The 22,628-nt window shown below is 55.3% G+C and carries 20 protein-coding genes and 4 tRNA genes; all 24 read right to left on the bottom strand.

Annotated features, from left to right (window positions below):
- Positions 1 to 14: 14 nt before the first annotated feature.
- The 24 genes from rplW to birA all read right to left on the bottom strand — a co-directional run bounded on the left by rplW (position 15) and on the right by birA (position 22,513).
- Positions 15 to 314: a 50S ribosomal protein L23 gene (rplW, locus tag J4E58_RS29255; RefSeq protein WP_002555488.1), complete on the bottom strand. Its 300-nt coding sequence runs from the start codon at positions 312 to 314 to the stop codon at positions 15 to 17.
- Positions 311 to 913 (bottom strand): 50S ribosomal protein L4, encoded by a 603-nt coding sequence (gene rplD, locus J4E58_RS29250; protein ID WP_007924200.1) that lies wholly within the window; start codon positions 911 to 913, stop codon positions 311 to 313. Before rplD ends, rplW begins: the two co-directional genes overlap by 4 nt.
- A 12-nt stretch (positions 914 to 925) precedes the next feature.
- A complete protein-coding gene (gene rplC, locus J4E58_RS29245; protein ID WP_007924205.1) occupies positions 926 to 1,561 on the bottom strand; it encodes a 50S ribosomal protein L3 in 636 nt (211 codons plus the stop codon).
- A gap of 80 nt (positions 1,562 to 1,641) precedes the next feature.
- Positions 1,642 to 1,953 carry a 30S ribosomal protein S10 gene (rpsJ, locus tag J4E58_RS29240; protein WP_003186070.1) on the bottom strand — a complete coding sequence of 104 codons (312 nt, stop codon included), beginning with the start codon at positions 1,951 to 1,953 and terminating at the stop codon, positions 1,642 to 1,644.
- Between the two features lie 140 nt (positions 1,954 to 2,093).
- Positions 2,094 to 3,287 (bottom strand): elongation factor Tu, encoded by a 1,194-nt coding sequence (tuf, locus tag J4E58_RS29235; protein ID WP_007924207.1) that lies wholly within the window; start codon positions 3,285 to 3,287, stop codon positions 2,094 to 2,096.
- A 30-nt stretch (positions 3,288 to 3,317) separates the two neighbouring features.
- The gene (gene fusA, locus J4E58_RS29230) at positions 3,318 to 5,447 is read right to left on the bottom strand and encodes an elongation factor G (protein ID WP_007925960.1); all 2,130 of its coding nucleotides are present in this window, start codon (positions 5,445 to 5,447) and stop codon (positions 3,318 to 3,320) included.
- Positions 5,448 to 5,477: 30 nt separating this feature from the next.
- Entirely contained in the window at positions 5,478 to 5,948 is a 471-nt protein-coding gene (gene rpsG, locus J4E58_RS29225) for a 30S ribosomal protein S7 (protein ID WP_007925959.1), read from the bottom strand.
- A 110-nt stretch (positions 5,949 to 6,058) separates the two neighbouring features.
- Entirely contained in the window at positions 6,059 to 6,430 is a 372-nt protein-coding gene (gene rpsL, locus J4E58_RS29220; RefSeq protein WP_003186084.1) for a 30S ribosomal protein S12, read from the bottom strand.
- A gap of 200 nt (positions 6,431 to 6,630) precedes the next feature.
- A complete protein-coding gene (gene rpoC / locus J4E58_RS29215) occupies positions 6,631 to 10,830 on the bottom strand; it encodes a DNA-directed RNA polymerase subunit beta' (protein ID WP_007925958.1) in 4,200 nt (1,399 codons plus the stop codon).
- A 64-nt stretch (positions 10,831 to 10,894) separates the two neighbouring features.
- Positions 10,895 to 14,968, bottom strand: a complete 4,074-nt coding sequence (gene rpoB / locus J4E58_RS29210) for a DNA-directed RNA polymerase subunit beta (RefSeq protein WP_007925957.1) — start codon at positions 14,966 to 14,968, stop codon at positions 10,895 to 10,897.
- Between the two features lie 219 nt (positions 14,969 to 15,187).
- The gene (rplL, locus tag J4E58_RS29205) at positions 15,188 to 15,553 is read right to left on the bottom strand and encodes a 50S ribosomal protein L7/L12 (RefSeq protein ID WP_007925956.1); all 366 of its coding nucleotides are present in this window, start codon (positions 15,551 to 15,553) and stop codon (positions 15,188 to 15,190) included.
- 80 nt (positions 15,554 to 15,633) lie between these two features.
- Positions 15,634 to 16,134, bottom strand: coding sequence for a 50S ribosomal protein L10 (gene rplJ, locus J4E58_RS29200; RefSeq protein WP_007925954.1), 501 nt, complete (start codon positions 16,132 to 16,134; stop codon positions 15,634 to 15,636).
- Between the two features lie 198 nt (positions 16,135 to 16,332).
- Entirely contained in the window at positions 16,333 to 17,028 is a 696-nt protein-coding gene (gene rplA / locus J4E58_RS29195) for a 50S ribosomal protein L1 (RefSeq protein ID WP_007925952.1), read from the bottom strand.
- On the bottom strand, positions 17,028 to 17,459 hold the full coding sequence (gene rplK, locus J4E58_RS29190) for a 50S ribosomal protein L11 (protein ID WP_003176435.1): 432 nt from the start codon (positions 17,457 to 17,459) through the stop codon (positions 17,028 to 17,030). The genes rplA and rplK overlap by 1 nt, the downstream gene beginning before the upstream one ends.
- 118 nt (positions 17,460 to 17,577) lie before the next feature.
- Entirely contained in the window at positions 17,578 to 18,111 is a 534-nt protein-coding gene (nusG, locus tag J4E58_RS29185) for a transcription termination/antitermination protein NusG (RefSeq protein ID WP_002555501.1), read from the bottom strand.
- 9 nt (positions 18,112 to 18,120) lie between these two features.
- Complete coding sequence (secE, locus tag J4E58_RS29180) at positions 18,121 to 18,489, bottom strand: preprotein translocase subunit SecE (RefSeq protein WP_009045851.1); 369 nt, start codon at positions 18,487 to 18,489, stop codon at positions 18,121 to 18,123.
- 45 nt (positions 18,490 to 18,534) lie between these two features.
- Positions 18,535 to 18,610, bottom strand: a tRNA-Trp gene (locus J4E58_RS29175).
- 54 nt (positions 18,611 to 18,664) lie between these two features.
- The gene (tuf, locus tag J4E58_RS29170; RefSeq protein WP_007924207.1) at positions 18,665 to 19,858 is read right to left on the bottom strand and encodes an elongation factor Tu; all 1,194 of its coding nucleotides are present in this window, start codon (positions 19,856 to 19,858) and stop codon (positions 18,665 to 18,667) included.
- 84 nt (positions 19,859 to 19,942) lie between these two features.
- A tRNA-Thr gene (locus J4E58_RS29165) sits at positions 19,943 to 20,018 on the bottom strand.
- 26 nt (positions 20,019 to 20,044) lie between these two features.
- Positions 20,045 to 20,118, bottom strand: a tRNA-Gly gene (locus tag J4E58_RS29160).
- Positions 20,119 to 20,142: 24 nt separating this feature from the next.
- A tRNA-Tyr gene (locus tag J4E58_RS29155) sits at positions 20,143 to 20,227 on the bottom strand.
- A gap of 142 nt (positions 20,228 to 20,369) precedes the next feature.
- Positions 20,370 to 20,807 (bottom strand): hypothetical protein, encoded by a 438-nt coding sequence (locus J4E58_RS29150; protein ID WP_087092714.1) that lies wholly within the window; start codon positions 20,805 to 20,807, stop codon positions 20,370 to 20,372.
- A gap of 7 nt (positions 20,808 to 20,814) precedes the next feature.
- Positions 20,815 to 21,564 carry a pantothenate kinase gene (locus tag J4E58_RS29145; protein WP_087092715.1) on the bottom strand — a complete coding sequence of 250 codons (750 nt, stop codon included), beginning with the start codon at positions 21,562 to 21,564 and terminating at the stop codon, positions 20,815 to 20,817.
- On the bottom strand, positions 21,554 to 22,513 hold the full coding sequence (birA, locus tag J4E58_RS29140; protein WP_087092716.1) for a bifunctional biotin--[acetyl-CoA-carboxylase] ligase/biotin operon repressor BirA: 960 nt from the start codon (positions 22,511 to 22,513) through the stop codon (positions 21,554 to 21,556). The genes J4E58_RS29145 and birA overlap by 11 nt, the downstream gene beginning before the upstream one ends.
- Between the last annotated feature and the right edge of the window lie 115 nt (positions 22,514 to 22,628).

Below are 22,628 nucleotides of genomic sequence, written 5' to 3'. Positions count from 1 at the left end.
GATGCACCCCTTCCTTACTCAGCACTGCTGCTGAAATCGAGATCTTGGCCTGGTTGAAGGGAGATAACTGCCTTCTTCCAGTCATTACGCTTGCCCAGACCGCGAGCGGTACGCTTGCTCTTACCCAGAACGTTCAGGGTAGTAACGCGCTCCACTTTCACGCTGAACAGGCTTTCGACGGCCTTCTTGATTTCCAGCTTGGTTGCATCAGTAGCAACCTTGAAAACGAACTGGCCTTTCTTGTCTGCCAGAACCGTAGCCTTCTCGGAAACGTGCGGGCCAAGCAGAACTTTAAATACGCGTTCCTGGTTCATCCCAGCAGCTCCTCGAATTTCTTCACGGCCGACACAGTGATCAACACTTTGTCGTATGCGATCAGACTAACTGGATCGGAACCTTGCACGTCACGTACATCAACGTGTGGCAGGTTACGAGCAGCCAGGTACAGGTTCTGATCAACAGCGTCAGACACGATCAGAACGTCGGTCAGACTCATGTTGTTCAGCTTGCCCAGCAGATCTTTGGTTTTCGGAGTTTCAACAGCGAAATCCTGAACCACGACCAGACGATCAGTACGCACCAGCTCAGCAAGGATGGAACGCATTGCTGCGCGATACATCTTCTTGTTCAGCTTCTGGGAGTGATCCTGTGGACGAGCTGCGAAAGTGGTACCGCCGCCACGCCAGATTGGGCTACGGATAGTACCGGCACGAGCACGGCCAGTACCTTTCTGACGCCATGGGCGCTTGCCGCCACCGGAAACGTCGGAACGGGTCTTTTGCTGCTTGCTACCTTGACGGCCGCCGGCCATGTAGGCCACGACTGCTTGGTGAACCAGCGTCTCGTTGAATTCGCCGCCAAATGTCAGTTCGGAAACTTCGATCGCTTGAGCGTCATTTACATTTAATTGCATGTCAGCTTCCCCTTAACCGCGAGCCTTGGCCGCCGGACGTACAACCAGGTTGCCGCCAGTAGCGCCAGGAACAGCACCCTTGACCAACAACAGATTGCGTTCAGCGTCGACGCGCACTACTTCCAGGGACTGCACGGTCACGCGCTCAGCGCCCATATGACCGGACATTTTTTTGCCCTTGAATACACGACCAGGAGTCTGGCACTGGCCAATAGAGCCCGGGACGCGGTGGGAAACGGAGTTACCGTGGGTGTTATCTTGACCGCGGAAATTCCAACGCTTGATGGTACCGGCGAAGCCTTTACCTTTCGACTGACCGGTAACATCTACCAGTTGGCCAGCTGCGAAGATTTCTGCATTGATCAGATCGCCAGCTTGGTACTCGCCTTCTTCAAGGCGGAATTCCCAAACGCCACGACCGGCAGCAACGTTCGCTTTAGCGAAGTGACCTGCTTGAGCAGCAGTCACGCGCGAAGCACGACGCTCACCTACAGTGACTTGCACTGCACGATAGCCATCGGTTTCTTCAGTTTTGAACTGGGTGACGCGATTCGGCTCGATCTCAATGACCGTGACCGGAATGGAGACACCTTCTTCGGTGAAAATACGGGTCATACCGCATTTACGACCGACTACACCAATAGTCATGTTGTAAACCTCATGAGTGTACGGGGCTTTCACCCGCTATGGCCGCCCATTTCAGAGCGTTACACGACTAAGACCGAGTCTTAGCCGAGGCTGATCTGCACTTCCACACCTGCCGCAAGATCAAGCTTCATAAGAGCATCAACGGTTTTATCCGTTGGCTGGACGATGTCCAGTACGCGCTTATGAGTACGGATCTCGTACTGGTCACGCGCGTCTTTGTTGACGTGCGGGGAGACCAGAACGGTGAACCGCTCTTTACGGGTAGGCAGTGGAATAGGACCACGCACTTGAGCACCAGTACGTTTCGCGGTTTCCACGATTTCCTGGGTGGATTGGTCGATCAGGCGATGGTCGAAAGCCTTCAACCTGATACGGATTTGCTGATTTTGCATTGGATTTCAGACTCCAGGCTGCTATTCCCACCGGGCGCAATACGCCCGTTAAAAGGAGGCGCAATTCTATAGACGGCCCCACAGAGTGTCAACCCAATAAAAAAGCCCCCGCAAGCGGGGGCTTTTTCATGAGTCGTCGATTACTCGATGACTTTGGCTACGACGCCAGCGCCGACGGTACGACCGCCTTCACGGATAGCGAAACGCAGACCATCTTCCATCGCGATGGTTTTGATCAGAGTGACAGTCATCTGGATGTTGTCACCTGGCATTACCATTTCAACGCCTTCTGGCAGCTCGCAGTTACCAGTCACGTCAGTAGTACGGAAGTAGAACTGTGGACGGTAGCCTTTGAAGAACGGAGTATGACGGCCGCCTTCTTCTTTGCTCAGAACGTACACTTCAGCAGTGAACTTGGTGTGCGGCTTAACGGTACCTGGCTTAACCAGAACCTGGCCACGCTCAACGTCGTCACGCTTGGTGCCACGCAGCAGAACGCCGCAGTTCTCACCAGCACGACCTTCGTCCAGCAGCTTGCGGAACATCTCAACACCGGTGCAGGTGGTTTTCTGAGTGTCGCGCAGACCAACGATCTCAACTTCTTCCTGGATGCGAACGATACCACGCTCAACACGACCAGTTACCACGGTACCGCGGCCGGAGATCGAGAACACGTCTTCGATTGGCATCAGGAACGGCTTGTCGATAGCACGCTCTGGCTCTGGGATGTAGGTATCCAGAGTTTCTACCAGCTTCTTAACAGCGGTAGTGCCCATTTCGTTGTCGTCTTGGCCGTTCAGAGCCATCAGAGCCGAACCGATGATGATTGGAGTGTCATCACCTGGGAAGTCGTAAGTGCTCAGCAGGTCGCGCACTTCCATCTCAACCAGTTCCAGCAGCTCAGCGTCGTCCACCATGTCAGCCTTGTTCAGGAAGACAACGATGTACGGAACGCCTACCTGACGGGACAACAGGATGTGCTCACGAGTTTGTGGCATCGGACCATCGGCAGCCGAGCAAACCAGGATCGCGCCGTCCATCTGGGCAGCACCAGTGATCATGTTTTTGACGTAGTCGGCGTGACCTGGGCAGTCAACGTGCGCGTAGTGACGAATGTTCGAATCGTACTCTACGTGCGCAGTGTTGATGGTGATACCACGTGCCTTTTCTTCCGGGGCGCTGTCGATCTTGTCGAAGTCAACACGAGCCGAACCGAAAACCTCGGAGCAAACACGAGTCAGTGCAGCGGTCAGAGTGGTTTTACCGTGGTCAACGTGACCGATGGTGCCAACGTTGACGTGCGGTTTGTTACGTTCAAATTTTTCTTTAGCCACGACAGTGAACCTCTTGCCTAAAGGGCTGGATTAGCCTTGTTTTTTAACGAGTGCTTCGACGATATTCGACGGAGCTTCGGCGTACTTGGAGAACTCCATGGAGTAGCTCGCGCGACCCTGGGACATGGAACGAACGTCGGTCGCATAACCGAACATTTCACCCAGCGGCACTTCAGCACGGATAACCTTGCCAGAGACCGAGTCTTCCATACCCTGGATCAGACCACGACGACGGTTCAGGTCACCCATCACGTCACCCATGTAGTCCTCAGGGGTTACTACTTCAACCTTCATGATCGGCTCAAGAACTACGCCCTTGCCCTTCTCACGCAGCTGCTTGGTCGCCATGGAGGCCGCTACCTTAAACGCCATCTCGTTAGAGTCGACGTCGTGGTAAGAACCATCAAACACGGTAGCCTTCAGGCCGATCAGCGGATAGCCGGCGACAACGCCGTTCTTCATCTGCTCTTCGATACCCTTCTGGATTGCCGGGATGTATTCCTTCGGAACCACACCACCAACGACCTCGTTGGCAAACACCAGACCTTCAGTGATATTGCCTTTTTCGTCGACGTCTGCCGGAGCAAAACGGATCCAGCAATGACCGAACTGGCCACGACCGCCGGATTGACGAACGAACTTACCTTCAACTTCACAGCCGACGGTGATCTTCTCGCGGTAGGAAACCTGCGGCTTACCGATGTTGGCTTCGACGTTGAACTCGCGCTTCATGCGGTCAACGAGGATGTCCAGGTGAAGCTCACCCATACCCGAGATGATGGTCTGACCAGTTTCTTCGTCAGTCTTGACGCGGAACGACGGGTCTTCCTGAGCCAGCTTGCCCAGTGCAATACCCATCTTCTCCTGGTCTTGCTTGGTTTTCGGCTCAACAGCCACCGAAATCACCGGCTCAGGGAAGTCCATACGCTCGAGGATAACCGGGCTGGCAGCATCACACAGGGTGTCACCAGTGGTGACGTCCTTCATGCCGATCAGCGCAGCGATGTCGCCCGCGAGCACTTCCTTGATTTCTTCACGCTGGTTGGCGTGCATCTGCACCATACGACCAACGCGCTCTTTCTTGCCCTTGACCGAGTTGATCACGGAGTCGCCAGACTGCAGCATGCCCGAGTAAACGCGCACGAAAGTCAGGGTACCCACGAACGGGTCAGTAGCAATCTTGAACGCCAGAGCCGAGAACGGCTCGCTATCGTCGGCGTGACGCTCGATTTTCGGAGCGTTTTCGTCGTCGATGTTGTCCGGATGGATACCCTGGATTGCAGGGATCTCAGTCGGAGCAGGCAGGTAGTCGATGACAGCATCGAGAACCAGCGGAACGCCCTTGTTCTTGAACGAGGAACCGCAGACAGCCGGAACGATCTCGCTGGCCAGGGTGCGCGCGCGCAGGCCTGCCTTGATCTCTTCGACAGTCAACTCACCTTCTTCAAGGTACTTGTTCATCAGCTCTTCGTTGGCTTCGGCGGCAGCTTCAACCATGTTGGAGCGCCACTCGTTAGCCAGGTCCAGCATATCGGCAGGAATTTCTTCCTCGCGATAGGTAGTACCCTTGTCGTCGTCGTTCCAGTAGATAGCCTTCATCTTGATCAGATCGATCTGACCTTCGAAGTTATCTTCTGCACCGATAGCCAGTTGAACTGGAACCGGAGTGTGACCCAGACGGTTTTTGATCTGAGCAACAACGCGCAGGAAGTTGGCACCGGCACGGTCCATCTTGTTCACGTAAACAACACGTGGAACGCCGTATTTGTTGGCTTGACGCCATACGGTTTCGGACTGAGGCTCAACACCGGAAGTACCGCAGAACACAACGACCGCGCCGTCGAGTACGCGCAGCGAACGCTCTACTTCAATGGTGAAGTCTACGTGGCCCGGGGTATCGATAACGTTTACACGATAGTTATCGTATTGGCCGCGCGAACCTTTCCAGAAGGTAGTTACAGCAGCAGAGGTAATGGTGATACCACGCTCCTGCTCCTGCACCATCCAGTCGGTGGTAGCAGCGCCGTCATGCACCTCACCCATCTTGTGGCTGAGACCTGTGTAGAACAGGATCCGCTCGGTAGTGGTAGTCTTGCCCGCGTCAACGTGGGCACAGATACCAATGTTACGGTAGCGGTTGATTGCTGTAGTACGAGCCATAAAGCCCTCGCAAAATGAATGATGCCGATATTAGAAGCGGTAGTGCGAGAAAGCCTTGTTGGCTTCAGCCATACGGTGTACGTCTTCACGCTTCTTAACTGCAGCACCCTTGCCTTCGGCAGCATCCAGCAGTTCGCCAGCCAAGCGCAGAGCCATAGACTTCTCGCCGCGCTTACGGGCGAAGTCTACCAACCAGCGCATTGCCAGAGCGTTACGACGGGACGGACGAACTTCGACCGGAACCTGGTAAGTAGCACCGCCAACACGGCGCGACTTCACTTCGACCAGCGGAGCGATGGCGTCGAGAGCTTTCTCGAAGATTTCCAGGGGATCGCTGTTCTTGCGTTCTTTAACTTTTTCCAGCGCGCCATAAACGATACGCTCGGCAACGGCTTTCTTGCCGCTTTCCATTACGTGGTTCATGAACTTGGCGAGGATCTGGCTTCCGTATTTCGGATCGTCCAGAATCTCACGTTTGGCTGCTACGCGACGTCTTGGCATGATAAGCCCTCAAACGGTCTTCAGGTTAGCTCGGGACAGCTGATCCAAAGGACTCGTGCCCGACCTTACTCTTATCGACTCAATAAAATAATTAACTGCAAAACGGCCGATTACTTCGGACGCTTGGTACCGTACTTCGAACGACCTTGGTTACGACCTTTAACGCCGGAGGTATCCAGGGAGCCGCGAACGGTGTGGTAACGAACACCCGGCAAGTCTTTTACACGACCGCCGCGGATCAGTACCACGCTGTGCTCTTGCAGGTTGTGGCCTTCACCACCGATGTACGAGGAAACCTCGAAACCGTTGGTCAGACGCACACGGCATACTTTACGCAGTGCCGAGTTAGGTTTTTTCGGCGTAGTGGTATACACGCGAGTGCACACGCCACGACGTTGCGGGCAGTTCTGCAGCGCAGGCACGTCGGATTTCTCGACGATACGCTTACGCGGCTGACGTACCAGCTGGTTGATAGTTGCCATCTACTAGCTCCACTGTTGTCTTTCGACATAAACAAAATGGCAGGGCGCAAGCCCCACCAAATTTAGGGGTACAAGAGTCTAAAGAGGATCTTGTCCCCAGTCAAGGCAAGGCCCCGGCCTCCCCTATCAGCGAACCCCGACAAAATCGTCTTGATTCGTGAGCAGAAAAGCCAGGGCCCTATCTCAATCTACTGCAGACCTCAGTTACCGCTGGAGTTCAGCGCTTCGGTCAGTGCAGCTTCAACTTCACTTGCGCTTACGCGCAGAGGCTTGTCTGCATCACGGCGACGCTTACGCTCACTGTGATAGGCCAGGCCAGTACCAGCCGGGATCAGGCGACCCACGACTACGTTTTCTTTCAGGCCGCGCAGGTAATCGCGCTTGCCGGTTACCGCCGCTTCGGTCAGTACGCGAGTGGTCTCTTGGAAAGAGGCCGCCGAGATGAACGATTCGGTCGACAGCGACGCCTTGGTGATACCCAGCAGAACGCGGGTGAACTTGGCGACAAACTTGTCTTCGGTGTTCAGACGCTCGTTCTCTACCAGTACGTGAGTCAGTTCCATCTGGTCGCCCTTGATGAAGCTGGAATCGCCGGATTCAGCGATCTCAACCTTACGCAGCATCTGACGCAGAATGGTCTCGATGTGCTTGTCGTTGATCTTCACGCCCTGCAGGCGATAAACGTCCTGGATCTCGTTCACGATGTACTTGGCCAGCGCACTCACACCCAGCAGACGCAGGATGTCGTGTGGATCGCTTGGACCGTCGGAGATAACTTCGCCGCGGTTTACCTGTTCGCCTTCGAAGACGTTCAGGTGACGCCACTTCGGAATCAGCTCTTCGTACGGATCGCTACCGTCGTTCGGGGTAATGACCAGACGGCGCTTGCCCTTGGTCTCTTTACCGAACGCGATGGTGCCGCTGACTTCAGCCAGGATCGAGGCCTCTTTCGGACGACGAGCTTCGAACAGGTCGGCAACACGCGGCAGACCACCGGTGATGTCACGGGTCTTCGAAGTTTCTTGCGGGATACGAGCGATAACATCACCGATCGCGATCTTCGCGCCGTCCGCTACACCGACCAGGGCGTTGGCTGGCAGGAAGTACTGAGCAATTACGTCAGTGCCTGGCAGCAACAGATCCTTGCCGTTGTCGTCGACCATCTTCACGGCAGGACGAATGTCTTTACCGGCAGCTGGACGATCTTTCGCGTCAAGTACTTCAATGTTGGTCATACCGGTCAATTCGTCAGTCTGACGCTTGATCGTGATGCCTTCTTCCATGCCCACGTAGGTCACGGTACCTTTCATTTCGGTAACGATCGGGTGAGTGTGCGGATCCCACTTGGCCACGATAGAGCCAGCGTCGACCTTGTCACCTTCTTTAACCGAAATCACAGCACCGTACGGCAGCTTGTAACGCTCACGCTCACGACCGAAGTCGTCAGCGATCGCCAGCTCGCCGGAACGGGACACAGCAACCAGGTGACCATCCACTCGCTCAACGTGCTTCAGGTTATGCAGACGGACGGTACCGCCGTTCTTCACCTGAACACTGTCGGCCGCGGAGGTCCGGCTTGCCGCACCACCGATGTGGAACGTACGCATCGTCAGCTGGGTACCCGGCTCACCGATGGACTGAGCAGCGATAACGCCGACAGCTTCACCGATGTTCACCTGGTGACCACGAGCCAAGTCGCGGCCGTAGCACTTGGCGCAAATGCCGTAGCGGGTTTCGCAACTGATCGGCGAACGCACGATCACTTCGTCGATGCTGTTCAGCTCGATGAACTCGACCCACTTCTCGTCGACCAGAGTGCCGGCAGGAACGATGACGTCCTCGGTACCTGGCTTGAATACGTCACGGGCAATAACACGACCCAACACGCGCTCACCCAACGGCTCTACAACGTCGCCGCCTTCAATGTGCGGAGTCATTACCAGGCCATGTTCGGTGCCACAGTCGATCTCGGTTACAACCAGATCCTGCGCCACGTCTACCAGACGACGAGTCAGGTAACCGGAGTTCGCAGTTTTCAACGCGGTATCCGCCAGACCTTTACGAGCACCGTGAGTCGAGATGAAGTACTGGAGTACGCTCAGACCTTCACGGAAGTTCGCAGTAATCGGCGTTTCGATGATGGAACCGTCCGGCTTGGCCATCAGACCACGCATACCGGCCAGCTGACGAATCTGTGCTGCGGAACCCCGCGCACCCGAGTCGGCCATCATGTACATCGAGTTGAAGGATTCTTGCTCGACTTCGTCGCCGTGACGGTCGATGACTTTCTCTTTCGAGAGGTTGGCCATCATCGCCTTGGAGACTTCGTCGTTCGCTTTCGACCAAAGGTCGATCACTTTGTTGTACTTCTCGCCCTGGGTTACCAGGCCGGAGGCGTACTGGCTCTCGATCTCTTTCACTTCGTCGGTGGCAGCACCGATGATGCGGGCTTTTTCATCCGGGATAACGAAGTCGTTAACACCGATGGAAACACCGGAAATGGTCGAGTAGGCAAAACCGGTGTACATCAACTGGTCAGCGAAGATCACAGTCTCTTTCAGACCAACCACGCGGTAGCACTGGTTGATCAGCTTGGAGATCGCCTTTTTCTTCATGGGCAGGTTGACGACGTCGTACGACAGCCCTTTTGGCACAACCTGGAACAACAGCGCACGGCCGACAGTGGTGTCGACGATACGAGTGTTGGTCACGCTGCCGCCATCACGGTCATTGACGGTTTCGGTGATCCGCACCTTGACCTTGGCATGCAGTGCGGCTTCGCCGGCACGGAATACACGGTCAACTTCCTGCAGATCAGCGAACACACGACCTTCGCCCTTGGCGTTGATCGCTTCACGAGTCATGTAGTACAGACCCAATACAACGTCCTGCGACGGAACGATGATTGGCTCACCGTTGGCTGGCGACAGGATGTTGTTGGTCGACATCATCAACGCACGCGCTTCCAGCTGGGCTTCCAGTGTCAGCGGTACGTGCACGGCCATTTGGTCGCCGTCGAAGTCGGCGTTGTACGCAGCACAGACCAGAGGGTGCAGCTGGATAGCCTTACCCTCGATCAGTACTGGCTCAAACGCCTGGATACCCAGACGGTGAAGGGTCGGCGCACGGTTGAGGAGCACTGGGTGTTCGCGAATCACTTCGGCGAGAACGTCCCAGACCTCTGGCAGCTCGCGCTCGACCATTTTCTTCGCGGCTTTGATGGTGGTGGCCAGGCCACGCATTTCCAACTTGCCGAAAATGAACGGTTTGAACAGCTCGAGAGCCATTTTCTTAGGCAGACCGCACTGGTGCAGACGCAGGGTCGGACCTACGGTAATTACCGAACGACCGGAGTAGTCAACACGCTTACCGAGCAAGTTCTGACGGAAACGACCTTGCTTACCCTTGATCATGTCGGCCAGGGATTTCAGAGGACGCTTGTTGGAACCGGTGATGGCGCGACCACGACGACCGTTGTCGAGCAATGCGTCGACGGCTTCCTGCAACATACGCTTTTCGTTGCGCACGATGATGTCCGGAGCGGACAGATCCAGCAGGCGCTTCAAACGGTTGTTACGGTTGATCACTCGACGATACAGATCGTTGAGGTCGGAAGTCGCGAAACGACCGCCATCCAGCGGGACCAGTGGACGCAGATCTGGCGGCAGAACCGGCAGAACGGTCAGCACCATCCACTCTGGCAGGTTGCCGGAACCCTGGAAGGCTTCCATCAATTTCAGACGCTTGGACAGCTTCTTGATCTTGGTTTCCGAGTTAGTTTGCGGAATCTCTTCGCGCAGACGGCCAATCTCGTGCTCCAGGTCGATAGCGTGCAGCAGCTCGCGGACAGCCTCGGCACCCATGCGGGCGTCGAAGTCGTCACCGAACTCTTCCAGCGCTTCGAAATACTGCTCGTCGTTCAGCAGCTGACCTTTTTCCAGGGTGGTCATGCCCGGGTCGATAACGACGTAGCTCTCGAAGTAGAGAACGCGCTCGATATCACGCAGGGTCATGTCCATCAGCAGGCCGATACGGGACGGCAGCGATTTCAGGAACCAGATGTGGGCAACCGGCGAAGCCAGTTCGATGTGCGCCATGCGCTCACGACGAACCTTGGCCAGTGCAACTTCAACGCCGCACTTCTCGCAGATCACGCCACGATGCTTCAAGCGCTTGTACTTACCGCACAGGCACTCGTAATCCTTTACCGGGCCAAAGATCTTGGCGCAGAACAGGCCGTCACGCTCAGGCTTGAACGTACGGTAGTTGATGGTTTCCGGCTTTTTAACTTCACCGAACGACCACGAGCGGATCATCTCAGGCGAGGCCAATCCGATACGGATGGCGTCGAACTCTTCGACTTGACCCTGGTTTTTCAGCAAATTCAGTAGGTCTTTCAAGGCCTTTCCTCCTGGCGGAGCAGAGAGCGGGCAATCCTGCCCCGCTCTCGATTCGCGTCACGTGTTATTCGGTTTCCAGATCGATATCGATGCCGAGGGAACGAATTTCTTTGATCAACACGTTGAAGGACTCGGGCATGCCCGGCTCCATACGGTGATCGCCGTCCACGATGTTTTTGTACATCTTGGTCCGACCGTTCACATCGTCCGACTTCACTGTGAGCATTTCTTGCAGAGTGTATGCAGCACCGTATGCTTCCAGTGCCCAGACCTCCATCTCCCCGAAACGCTGACCACCGAACTGCGCCTTACCACCCAGCGGCTGCTGGGTAACCAGGCTGTACGAACCGGTAGAACGAGCGTGCATCTTGTCGTCTACCAAGTGGTTCAGCTTCAGCATGTACATGTAGCCAACAGTAACCGGGCGCTCGAACTTGTTGCCGGTACGGCCGTCGGTCAGCTGCATCTGGCCGCTTTCTGGCAGGTCCGCCAGTTTCAGCATGGCCTTGATTTCGCTTTCCTTGGCACCGTCGAACACCGGAGTGGCCATCGGCACGCCGCCGCGCAGGTTCTTCGCCAGATCCAGGATTTCCTGATCGGAAAAGCTATCCAGATCTTCATTACGACCGCCGATCTGGTTGTAGATCTCGTCCAGGAACTTACGCAGTTCCGCAACCTTGCGCTGCTCTTCGACCATGCGGTTGATCTTCTCGCCCAGACCTTTGGCCGCAAGGCCCAGGTGGGTTTCAAGAATCTGACCAACGTTCATACGCGAAGGTACGCCCAACGGGTTGAGGACGACGTCGACCGGGGTGCCGTTGGCATCGTGCGGCATGTCTTCAACCGGCATGATCACGGAGACCACACCCTTGTTACCGTGACGACCGGCCATCTTGTCGCCCGGCTGGATGCGGCGGCGGATTGCCAGGTAAACCTTGACGATTTTCAGCACGCCTGGAGCCAGGTCATCGCCCTGCTGCAGTTTGCGCTTCTTGTCTTCGAACTTGTCGTCCAGCAGACGCCGGCGATCAACGATGTAGGCCTGGGCCTTCTCGAGCTGCTCGTTCAGAGCATCTTCAGCCATGCGCAGTTTGAACCACTGACCATGCTCAAGACCGTCGAGTACTTCGTCGGTGATTTCCTGACCTTTCTTCAGACCGGCGCCGCCTTCGGCTTTGTGGCCGACCAGAGCGGAACGCAGACGCTCGAAAGTGGCGCCTTCAACGATCCGGAACTCTTCGTTCAGATCCTTACGGATCTCGTCGAGCTGGCTCTTCTCGATCGACAGGGCACGAGCGTCACGCTCCACGCCGTCGCGAGTGAAGACCTGTACGTCGATGACAGTACCCTTGGTACCGGTAGGCACACGCAGGGAAGTGTCTTTAACGTCGCTGGCTTTTTCACCGAAGATTGCACGCAGCAGTTTCTCTTCCGGAGTCAGCTGGGTCTCGCCTTTCGGAGTGACCTTACCGACCAGGATGTCGCCTGCGCCAACTTCAGCACCCACATAAACGATACCGGCTTCGTCCAGCTTGTTCAGTGCAGCCTCGCCCACGTTCGGGATGTCTGCAGTGATTTCCTCTGGGCCAAGCTTGGTGTCACGGGCCACACAGGTCAGTTCCTGGATGTGGATCGTGGTGAAGCGGTCTTCCTGAACCACGCGCTCGGACAGGCAGATGGAGTCTTCGAAGTTGAAGCCGTTCCATGCCATGAACGCGATGCGCATGTTCTGACCCAGAGCCAGCTCACCCATGTCGGTGGACGGACCGTCGGCCATGATGTCGCTACGCTGAACCCGATCGCCCTTGCTCACCAGCGGACGCTGGTTGATGCAGGTGTTCTGGTTGGAGCGGGTGTATTTGGTCAGGTTGTAGATGTCGACACCGGCTTCGCCTGGTTCAACTTCGTCATCTGCAACACGAACCACGATACGGCTGGCGTCAACCGAGTCGATCACGCCGCCACGACGAGCCACGACGCAAACGCCGGAGTCACGGGCAACGTTACGCTCCATGCCGGTACCTACCAGCGGCTTGTCGGCACGCAGGGTTGGTACAGCCTGACGCTGCATGTTCGAACCCATCAACGCACGGTTGGCGTCGTCGTGCTCGAGGAACGGAATCAGCGACGCCGCAACCGAAACTACCTGCTTCGGCGAAACGTCCATCAAGGTGACGTCTTCCGGCGCCTTGACGGTGAATTCGTTCAAGTGACGAACAGCTACCAGCTCATCGATCAGCTGACCTTTATCGTTCATGGTCGCCGAAGCCTGGGCGATCACGTGATCGGCCTCTTCGATAGCGGACAGGAACACGATCTCGTCGGTCACCAGACCTTCTTTCACCACACGGTACGGGCTCTCGAGGAAACCGTACTGGTTGGTGCGAGCATAGGCCGCCAAGGAGTTGATCAGACCGATGTTCGGCCCTTCCGGCGTTTCAATCGGACATACACGACCATAGTGAGTCGGGTGTACGTCACGAACTTCGAAGCCTGCGCGCTCACGGGTCAGACCGCCCGGGCCGAGTGCGGAGACACGACGCTTGTGGGTGATCTCGGACAGCGGGTTGTTCTGGTCCATGAACTGGGACAGCTGGCTGGAACCGAAGAACTCTTTCACCGCCGCAGCCACAGGCTTGGCGTTGATCAGGTCTTGCGGCATCAGGCCTTCGCTTTCAGCCATTGACAGACGCTCTTTGACCGCACGCTCAACACGCACCAGGCCAACGCGGAACTGGTTCTCGGCCATTTCGCCTACGCAGCGAACACGACGGTTACCCAGGTGGTCGATGTCATCGACGATGCCTTTGCCGTTACGGATGTCGACCAGAGTCTTCAGAACAGCAACGATGTCTTCCTTGCACAACACGCCCGAACCTTCGATTTCGGTACGACCGATACGACGGTTGAACTTCATCCGGCCGACCGCAGACAGGTCATAGCGCTCAGGGCTGAAGAACAGGTTGTTGAACAGGGTCTCGGCCGCATCCTTGGTTGGAGGCTCGCCAGGACGCATCATGCGATAGATCTCGACCAACGCTTCCAGCTGGTTGGTGGTGGAGTCGATCTTCAGAGTGTCGGAAACGAACGGACCGCAATCGATATCGTTGGTGTACAGCGTTTCGATACGCACGACCTGAGCCTTGGCGATCTTCGCCAGGATCTCGGTGTTCAGCTCAGTGTTGCACTCTGCCAGGATTTCGCCAGTGGCCGGATGCACGATGACCTTGGCGGTAGTACGACCCAGGACGTAGTCCAGAGGCACTTCCAGCTCTTTGATCCCGGCTTTTTCCAGCTGGTTGATGTGACGAGCGGTAATACGACGACCCTGCTCGACAATAACCTTGCCTTTGTCATCCTGAATATCGAGGACTGCAATTTCACCGCGCAGGCGCTGAGGCACCAGCTCCAGGCTCAGGCTTTCGCCGCGCACATGGAATACGTTGGTGGTGTAGAAAGCATCCAGCACTTCTTCAGTGGTGTAGCCCAGCGCACGTAGCAGTACCGATGCAGGAAGCTTGCGACGACGGTCGATACGCACGAACACGCAGTCTTTCGGGTCGAACTCGAAATCCAACCAGGAACCGCGGTAAGGAATGATACGTGCGGAGTACAGCAGCTTACCGGAGCTGTGCGTCTTGCCACGGTCGTGGTCGAAGAATACGCCAGGGGAACGGTGCAGCTGGGAAACGATTACACGCTCGGTACCGTTGATTACGAAGGTACCGTTCTCAGTCATCAGGGGGATTTCACCCATGTAGACTTCTTGCTCTTTGATGTCCTTGATCGCTTTGTTCGACGATTCTTTGTCGAAAATGATCAGACGAACTTTTACCCGCAAAGGTACGGCGTAAGTTACACCGCGCAGCACGCATTCTTTGACATCAAATGCCGGTTCGCCCAAGCGATAACCGACATACTCCAACGCAGCATTGCCGGAGTAGCTGATGATCGGGAAAACGGATTTGAAGGCCGCATGCAGGCCCACGTCGCGGAACTGATCTTTAGTCGCTCCCGCTTGCAAGAATTCACGATACGAATCCAGCTGGATGGCCAGGAGGTACGGCACATCCATGACGTCCGGCAACTTGCTAAAGTCCTTGCGGATACGTTTTTTCTCAGTATATGAGTAAGCCATCAGCGTTCCCCAGCTTGGTCACCTGCTTATTTGGCCCCTCCCGACGGGAGCAGCCAGAAAATCGTGCAAACCCTTTGGTTTGCTCCACCGCACAGGGTGGTTACAGCACGTTAGAGACACCAACCCAGTCGGCTGCCAATAACGGAAAAAGGCCGGTGGCAAGAGCCACCAGCCATCAGCCTCAGCTTAACGCTTGGGCTGGAGACACAAAGTCGATGCTTACTTCAGCTCGACTTTAGCGCCTGCTTCTTCCAGAGCTGCTTTGGCTTTGTCAGCGGCTTCTTTAGCAACGCCTTCCAGAACCATGGCAGGAGCACCGTCAACTACAGCCTTGGCTTCTTTCAGGCCCAGACCGGTCAGTTCACGTACAGCCTTGATCACGTTAACTTTCTTCTCGCCAGCTTCGGTCAGCATGACGTTGAATTCAGTTTGCTCTTCAACAACAGCGGCAGCAGCAGCTGGACCAGCAGCGGCAACAGCAGCGGTAACGCCGAAGGTTTCTTCCATTGCTTTGATCAGCTCAACAACTTCCAGAACGGTTTTCTGGCCGATTGCTTCGATGATTTGCTCGTTAGTCAGAGACATGACTATAAATTCCTGTATTGGGGTGACAGCCTACGCAGCCATCAAATTAAACATATGATTTTGAAAGGGCTTGCAGTGCCTTAGGCAGCAGCAGCTTCTTTCTGGTCGCGAATGGCCGCCAGAGTACGAGCCAGCTTGCTGGTAGCGCCTTGGATCACGCTCATCAGCTTCGCAATAGCTTCGTCGCGAGTTGGCAGCGAAGCCAACACGTCGATCTCGTTTGCTGCGAGGTACTTGCCCTCGAACGCAGCTGCCTTGATCTCGAACTTTTCCTGACCCTTTGCGAACTCTTTGAAAATACGAGCAGCAGCGCCCGGATGTTCCTTGGAGAATGCAATCAGGGTAGGGCCGACGAACGCGTCGTTGAGCACGTCATATTGAGTGCCTTCAACAGCGCGCTTGAGCAGGGTGTTACGTACGACACGTACATACACGCCAGCTTCGCGGGCCTCTTTACGGAGTCCGGTCATAGCGCCTACTGTCACACCACGGGCATCAGCCACAACAGCGGACAGAGCGCCTTTGGCAGCCTCGTTGACTTCAGCGACGATGGCCTTCTTGTCTTCGAGTTTAATTGCCACGGGTTTAACTCCTGCTTGTTACCGTTTCATCCAACCGAGGTCGGATGTCGTTTTGGTGTCTGATTCGGTAAGGAACCGGGAGCACCATCTGCGTAGGCTTGTGGTTTAAGACTTGCGTCGCCTACGGTCTTGGATAGCCCCCGCCAGGCAGGGACCCCAATCTTTCAATTGGCGCAATCTCTTGCGCCAACCTGTGTCTTATACGTCCAGCGAGCCTTGGTCGATGACCAGACCTGGGCCCATGGTGGTGCTCAGGGTAACGCGCTTGACGTAGATACCTTTCGAGGAAGCTGGCTTGATACGCTTCAGGTCAGCGATCAGGGCTTCAACGTTTTCCTTCAGCTTGACGGCGTCGAAGCCGACCTTGCCAACGGAGGTATGGATAATGCCGTTTTTGTCGGTGCGATAACGAACCTGACCAGCCTTGGCGTTTTTAACAGCGCCAGCTACGTCTGGAGTTACGGTACCAACCTTAGGGTTAGGCATCAGACCACGTGGACCGAGGATCTGGCCCAGCTGACCTACAACGCGCATTGCATCCGGGGAAGCAATAACTACGTCATAGTTCAGGTCGCCGCCTTTCATTTCGGCAGCCAGGTCGTCCATGCCTACGCGATCAGCGCCGGCAGCCAGGGCAGCTTCAGCGGCTGGGCCTTGGGTGAACACAGCTACACGTACAGTCTTGCCAGTGCCGTGTGGCAGCACGGTAGCGCTGCGAACAACCTGGTCGGATTTACGTGGATCAACGCCCAAGTTTACAGCGACGTCAACAGACTCGCTGAACTTGACGGTCGACAGCTCGGTCAGGAGAGCAGCTGCGTCTACAAAGCTGTAGGCCTTGCCCGCTTCAATCTTGCCGGCGATAGCCTTTTGGCGCTTGGTCAGCTTAGCCATTACACACCCTCCACGTTAAGGCCCATGCTACGAGCAGAACCGGCGATAGTACGCACGGCTGCATCCATATCAGCTGCAGTCAGATCCGCGTTTTTGGTTTTCGCGATTTCTTCCAGCTGAGCACGGGTAACGGTGCCAACCTTAACGGTGTTCGGACGAGCGGAACCGCTGGTCAGGCCAGCAGCTTTCTTCAGCAGAACCGAAGCAGGGGTGCTCTTAGTTTCGAAAGTGAAGCTGCGGTCACTGTAAACAGTGATGATCACAGGAGTCGGCAGACCTGGCTCAAGACCCTGGGTACGGGCGTTGAAGGCCTTGCAGAATTCCATGATGTTCACGCCGTGCTGACCCAGTGCTGGACCGACGGGTGGACTTGGGTTGGCCTGTGCGGCCTTCACTTGCAGCTTGATGTAAGCAGTAATCTTCTTAGCCATGAGGCACTCCAATTACGGGTTCAAACGCCTGGAAAGGCTCCCCGGTTACTTGCGCGTTTATCCCAGTGACGACAAAACCCCACAGCCTTGGGCTGCGGGGTATGGGATTCTCGTTCAGCTATGCCTTTTCGACCTGACTGAACTCTAGCTCTACCGGAGTAGAGCGACCGAAAATGAGCACAGCCACTTGGATCCGGCTCTTTTCGTAGTTAACTTCTTCGACGGTGCCGTTAAAGTCAGCGAACGGACCATCGGTAACACGAACAACCTCACCCGGCTCGAACAGAGTCTTAGGCTTAGGCTTGTCACTACCATCAGCAACACGACGCAGAATGGCTTCTGCCTCTTTGTCCGTGATTGGCGCAGGCTTGTCGGCAGTACCACCGATAAAACCCATCACCCGAGGAGTATCCTTGACCAAGTGCCAAGTACCCTCATTCATATCCATCTGAACCAGCACATAACCTGGGAAGAACTTGCGCTCGCTTTTGCGCTTCTGGCCATTACGCATCTCAACCACTTCTTCAGTGGGAACCAGAATTTCACCAAAGCCATCTTCCATGCCAGCCAGCTTTACGCGCTCGATCAACGAACGCATTACATGCTTCTCGTAACCCGAGTAAGCATGCACAACGTACCAACGCTTAGCCACGGGACACCCTTAGCCAACAATCAAGGAAACGAGCCAGCCGAGCAGGGAATCAAGCCCCCACAACAGCAACGCCATAACCAGAACAACAGCCACTACGATCAACGTGGTCTGTGTGGTTTCTTGGCGAGTTGGCCATACGACTTTACGAATCTCGGTGCGAGCTTCCTTAACCAGTACAAAGAAAGACTTGCCCTTGGCAGTCTGCAGACCTACAAAGGCAGCTACAGCAGCGATAGCAAGCAAAGCGAGTACGCGGTACAGGATCGGCGAAGCGGAGTAATACTGATTACCGACAACGCCAACGACCACCAAAGCAACTACTACAAGCCACTTGAGCAGATCGAAGCGAGAGCCTTGAGCTTCAGCTTTAGGAGTCATCTATGAAGATCCTGTGAAAAGAAAGCCAGACACACCGAGTGAATCTGGCAGGTCAGGAGGGAATCGAACCCCCAACCTACGGTTTTGGAGACCGTCGCTCTGCCAATTGAGCTACTGACCTAAAAACAAAATCAGGCCGACCATTATGCCGGCCCGATGGAGATATATCAAGAACTTACTCGATGACTTTGGCTACGACACCAGCGCCGACGGTACGACCGCCTTCACGGATAGCGAAACGCAGACCATCTTCCATCGCGATGGTTTTGATCAGAGTGACAGTCATCTGGATGTTGTCACCTGGCATTACCATTTCAACGCCTTCTGGCAGCTCGCAGTTACCAGTCACGTCAGTAGTACGGAAGTAGAACTGTGGACGGTAGCCTTTGAAGAACGGAGTATGACGGCCGCCTTCTTCTTTGCTCAGAACGTACACTTCAGCAGTGAACTTGGTGTGCGGCTTAACGGTACCTGGCTTAACCAGAACCTGGCCACGCTCAACGTCGTCACGCTTGGTGCCACGCAGCAGAACGCCGCAGTTCTCACCAGCACGACCTTCGTCCAGCAGCTTGCGGAACATCTCAACACCGGTGCAGGTGGTTTTCTGAGTGTCGCGCAGACCAACGATCTCAACTTCTTCCTGGATGCGAACGATACCACGCTCAACACGACCAGTTACCACGGTACCGCGGCCGGAGATCGAGAACACGTCTTCGATTGGCATCAGGAACGGCTTGTCGATAGCACGCTCTGGCTCTGGGATGTAGGTATCCAGAGTTTCTACCAGCTTCTTAACAGCGGTAGTGCCCATTTCGTTGTCGTCTTGGCCGTTCAGAGCCATCAGAGCCGAACCGATGATGATTGGAGTGTCATCACCTGGGAAGTCGTAAGTGCTCAGCAGGTCGCGCACTTCCATCTCAACCAGTTCCAGCAGCTCAGCGTCGTCCACCATGTCAGCCTTGTTCAGGAAGACAACGATGTACGGAACGCCTACCTGACGGGACAACAGGATGTGCTCACGAGTTTGTGGCATCGGACCATCGGCAGCCGAGCAAACCAGGATCGCGCCGTCCATCTGGGCAGCACCAGTGATCATGTTTTTGACGTAGTCGGCGTGACCTGGGCAGTCAACGTGCGCGTAGTGACGAATGTTCGAATCGTACTCTACGTGCGCAGTGTTGATGGTGATACCACGTGCCTTTTCTTCCGGGGCGCTGTCGATCTTGTCGAAGTCAACACGAGCCGAACCGAAAACCTCGGAGCAAACACGAGTCAGAGCAGCAGTCAGAGTGGTTTTACCGTGGTCAACGTGACCAATGGTACCAACGTTGACGTGCGGCTTATTACGTTCGAACTTTTCCTTAGCCATCGAAATCACCCCTAGGAGAAGAATTGAGCAAGTCACACAAGCCATTAAAACAAAGGCAGATATTTTCATATCTGCCTTGTTATATGGAGCTCTTGAGCGGACTTGAACCGCTGACCTCACCCTTACCAAGGGTGTGCTCTACCAACTGAGCTACAAGAGCGAAACACTTTGCACAACCTGCAAACTTGGAGCGGGTAGCGGGAATCGAACCCGCATCATCAGCTTGGAAGGCTGAGGTTCTACCACTAAACTATACCCGCGGAGCCTGCAGCTCACGCTAAATCTGGTGGAGGGGGAAGGATTCGAACCTTCGAAGTCGTAGACGTCAGATTTACAGTCTGATCCCTTTGGCCGCTCGGGAACCCCTCCTAAGCGAGGCAGCATTCTACATCATGCCACCCTTCTGTCAAGCATTTTCTCATTAAAAACCTGAGGTTAGCTGCGTTGACCTCGCTTCGCTGCGTCTACCTCTAGAGGTCTTCACTGCGGAGCGGGCGCCATTCTATGCAAACTATTCGGCAGTTGCAATGCCTTCGCATGACATTATTTTATGTTTTAACTCATTGAATTCTTTAGCAAGATTCTGCAGCAGCGAATCATCCAGCAAATGCTTGCTTTCAGGAGCCACCCGCAACCAGTAACCAGAAGCATCAGGCAACCCCAAGGACTTCAACCGGACCTCCACCCCCAATGCCGACAGACGCTGCTCGAGCATTTGAGCCTGATCACGACGAGCAAAACCACCTATATAGAGGCAATCGGCTTGAGCCCCACCCTTGTCACGCCTAGAGAGCGCGTCAGACGACTCACTCAACAAGCGGATATCCTGCTGGGACCCTTTATAAAGCGTCAGAGGTGTTACCTCCTTGGCACGTAAAGGCGCTTCCTGCTGATGCCAGACGTAATAGAACACATTGAGAACCAGGAGCAGCAGGAACAACCAGCGCATAGAAACCTCAGGACAATGGGCATGCCATAGCCAATCCGACAAAAACCAGATCCGGAACCACTCGCCCTTGCGGCACAACCTCAGAAACCAGATCAGCATCACCACCGGTGAGAAATACTACGAAATCATCCCCCCAGTAACCACGCGCCAACTCCAACTGAGTTAGAACGAACCCCCTCAACATCAATGAGCAGCCGCGCTCTACCGCCTCAACCGTCGTACGACCCGGCAACAGGCTCACCAGCGCGCGTTCGGCAGACAAATCATCGTACCGAATTCGACGAGTGTGAGTTCTCAGCTGATTACGCATCAATGGCATCCCTGGGCAGATAAACCCCCCCAGGTGCTCGCCATCCGCAGCAATGAAATCCGCAGTAACCGCCGTCCCGAAATCGAGTACCAGACAGGCACCAGCCGCAAGGCGAAAGCCTCCCAGCATGGCAAGCCAGCGATCCAGGCCAAGTCGCTCAAACTCCTCATAACCATTTCGTACGCCGGCCATTTCTTTCGCAGGCGCAGCACAGATCACCGCCACGCCAAAAGCCTGAACCAACATGGAAGTAAGCTTGCTCGTCTCCTCGGCCGTGCGCACGCTGACCAAGCGGCAGCGGGTCAAAACCAAGCCGTTTAGCGTACGCAGATGCCCGACCAAAGCATCATCGGAATCAACCACACCCTCAGCAAATACCCCAAGCGCAGCATTATCCAGAACGCGCCATTTAATGAAGCTGTTTCCGCAATCAAGCTCAAGAATCATTGCGTAACCTCAAGCTGAGCTCACCACCGCTGTAGACCTTCTCAACCCCATCCACCCTCAATCGCAATGCGCCCTGCTGATCGATGCCCATAACAACACCGTCTATTTTATTGATCCCAGCAATCAGAGACACCGCACTACCTTGCCACAAGTGATTCTGCTCCCACTCCTCTTGAATAGAGGAAAAGCCCCGGGCCTGGTGGCGCTCCAGGTAAGCCTTCAGCATCATGCTCAGCCGAGCAACCAACTGGTTACGATCAACCTGCTTGCCGGACTCAAGACGTACAGACGTCCACTGCTGATCAATCTCGTCGGTTTTCTGCATGCTGACGTTGATACCTACACCCAGAACTACATGACAGACATCAGCAGGATCCCCAACCAACTCCAACAGGATTCCGGCGATTTTTTTGCGTCCAACTAAAACATCGTTTGGCCACTTCAGGCCCGCACCAGCAATTCCAAACTCGCGCAAGGTTTGCATGACCGCCAGCCCGACTACCAAGCTGAGCCCTTCAAGCTGACGCATTCCACCATCGATACGCAGTACGAGGCTGTAATAAACATTTTCTGCAAAAGGACTAGCCCATTTTCGTCCTCTCCGACCACGCCCCGCCGTTTGACGCTCAGCGAGCACCAGGAACGGCGCAGGCACGCCACGCTCGACAGCCCTCAGAGCTTCGGCGTTTGTAGAGTCGATAGAATCGAAAACCAGCACAGCCCAAGGGCAATCCTTTGATTGCTCGTAAATATCAGCCGGATTCAGAAGCGTCAGCGGGGCCGCCAACTGATAGCCCCGGCCGCGAACTTTATGGATAGAGAGCCCCAGCTCAGCCTCCAACTGCTGCAACTGCTTCCACACGGCACTGCGACTAACGCCCAAGGCGGCACCAAGGGCCTGGCCCGAGTGAAACCGCCCATCCTTCAGAAGCTCCAACAATGTCTGCATGCAGATCTCGCCTCACAATGAGGCAGGCATGATAGCCATGCCTAAGGCTGTTGCATAGAAAGCGTGACCAGGCACAATCAAGCAGCTAGCAGCTGCAATTTGAAAGGTTTTTCCG

Origin of the sequence: Pseudomonas sp. FW305-25, from assembly GCF_017351415.1 — a bacterium.
Lineage (GTDB): Bacteria > Pseudomonadota > Gammaproteobacteria > Pseudomonadales > Pseudomonadaceae > Aquipseudomonas > Aquipseudomonas chlororaphis.
Note: the sequence above shows the minus strand (reverse complement) of the source record. Positions and strands in the feature narration are given on the sequence as shown.

Excerpts from the sequence above, each read along its gene's own strand:
- secE (WP_009045851.1), bottom strand. The coding sequence starts at position 18,489 with ATGACTCCTAAAGCTGAAGCTCAAGGCTCTCGCTTCGATCTGCTCAAG.
- rpoB (WP_007925957.1), bottom strand. The coding sequence starts at position 14,968 with ATGGCTTACTCATATACTGAGAAAAAACGTATCCGCAAGGACTTTAGC.
- rplD (WP_007924200.1), bottom strand. The coding sequence starts at position 913 with ATGCAATTAAATGTAAATGACGCTCAAGCGATCGAAGTTTCCGAACTG.
- rplA (WP_007925952.1), bottom strand. The coding sequence starts at position 17,028 with ATGGCTAAGCTGACCAAGCGCCAAAAGGCTATCGCCGGCAAGATTGAA.
- fusA (WP_007925960.1), bottom strand. The coding sequence starts at position 5,447 with ATGGCTCGTACTACAGCAATCAACCGCTACCGTAACATTGGTATCTGT.
- rpsJ (WP_003186070.1), bottom strand. The coding sequence starts at position 1,953 with ATGCAAAATCAGCAAATCCGTATCAGGTTGAAGGCTTTCGACCATCGC.
- J4E58_RS29150 (WP_087092714.1), bottom strand. The coding sequence starts at position 20,807 with ATGCGCTGGTTGTTCCTGCTGCTCCTGGTTCTCAATGTGTTCTATTAC.
- rplK (WP_003176435.1), bottom strand. The coding sequence starts at position 17,459 with ATGGCTAAGAAGATTACTGCTTACATCAAGCTGCAAGTGAAGGCCGCA.
- rplC (WP_007924205.1), bottom strand. The coding sequence starts at position 1,561 with ATGACTATTGGTGTAGTCGGTCGTAAATGCGGTATGACCCGTATTTTC.
- rplW (WP_002555488.1), bottom strand. The coding sequence starts at position 314 with ATGAACCAGGAACGCGTATTTAAAGTTCTGCTTGGCCCGCACGTTTCC.
- rpsG (WP_007925959.1), bottom strand. The coding sequence starts at position 5,948 with ATGCCAAGACGTCGCGTAGCAGCCAAACGTGAGATTCTGGACGATCCG.
- tuf (WP_007924207.1), bottom strand. The coding sequence starts at position 19,858 with ATGGCTAAGGAAAAGTTCGAACGTAATAAGCCGCACGTCAACGTTGGT.
- rpsL (WP_003186084.1), bottom strand. The coding sequence starts at position 6,430 with ATGGCAACTATCAACCAGCTGGTACGTCAGCCGCGTAAGCGTATCGTC.
- J4E58_RS29145 (WP_087092715.1), bottom strand. The coding sequence starts at position 21,564 with ATGATTCTTGAGCTTGATTGCGGAAACAGCTTCATTAAATGGCGCGTT.
- rplL (WP_007925956.1), bottom strand. The coding sequence starts at position 15,553 with ATGTCTCTGACTAACGAGCAAATCATCGAAGCAATCGGCCAGAAAACC.
- birA (WP_087092716.1), bottom strand. The coding sequence starts at position 22,513 with ATGCAGACATTGTTGGAGCTTCTGAAGGATGGGCGGTTTCACTCGGGC.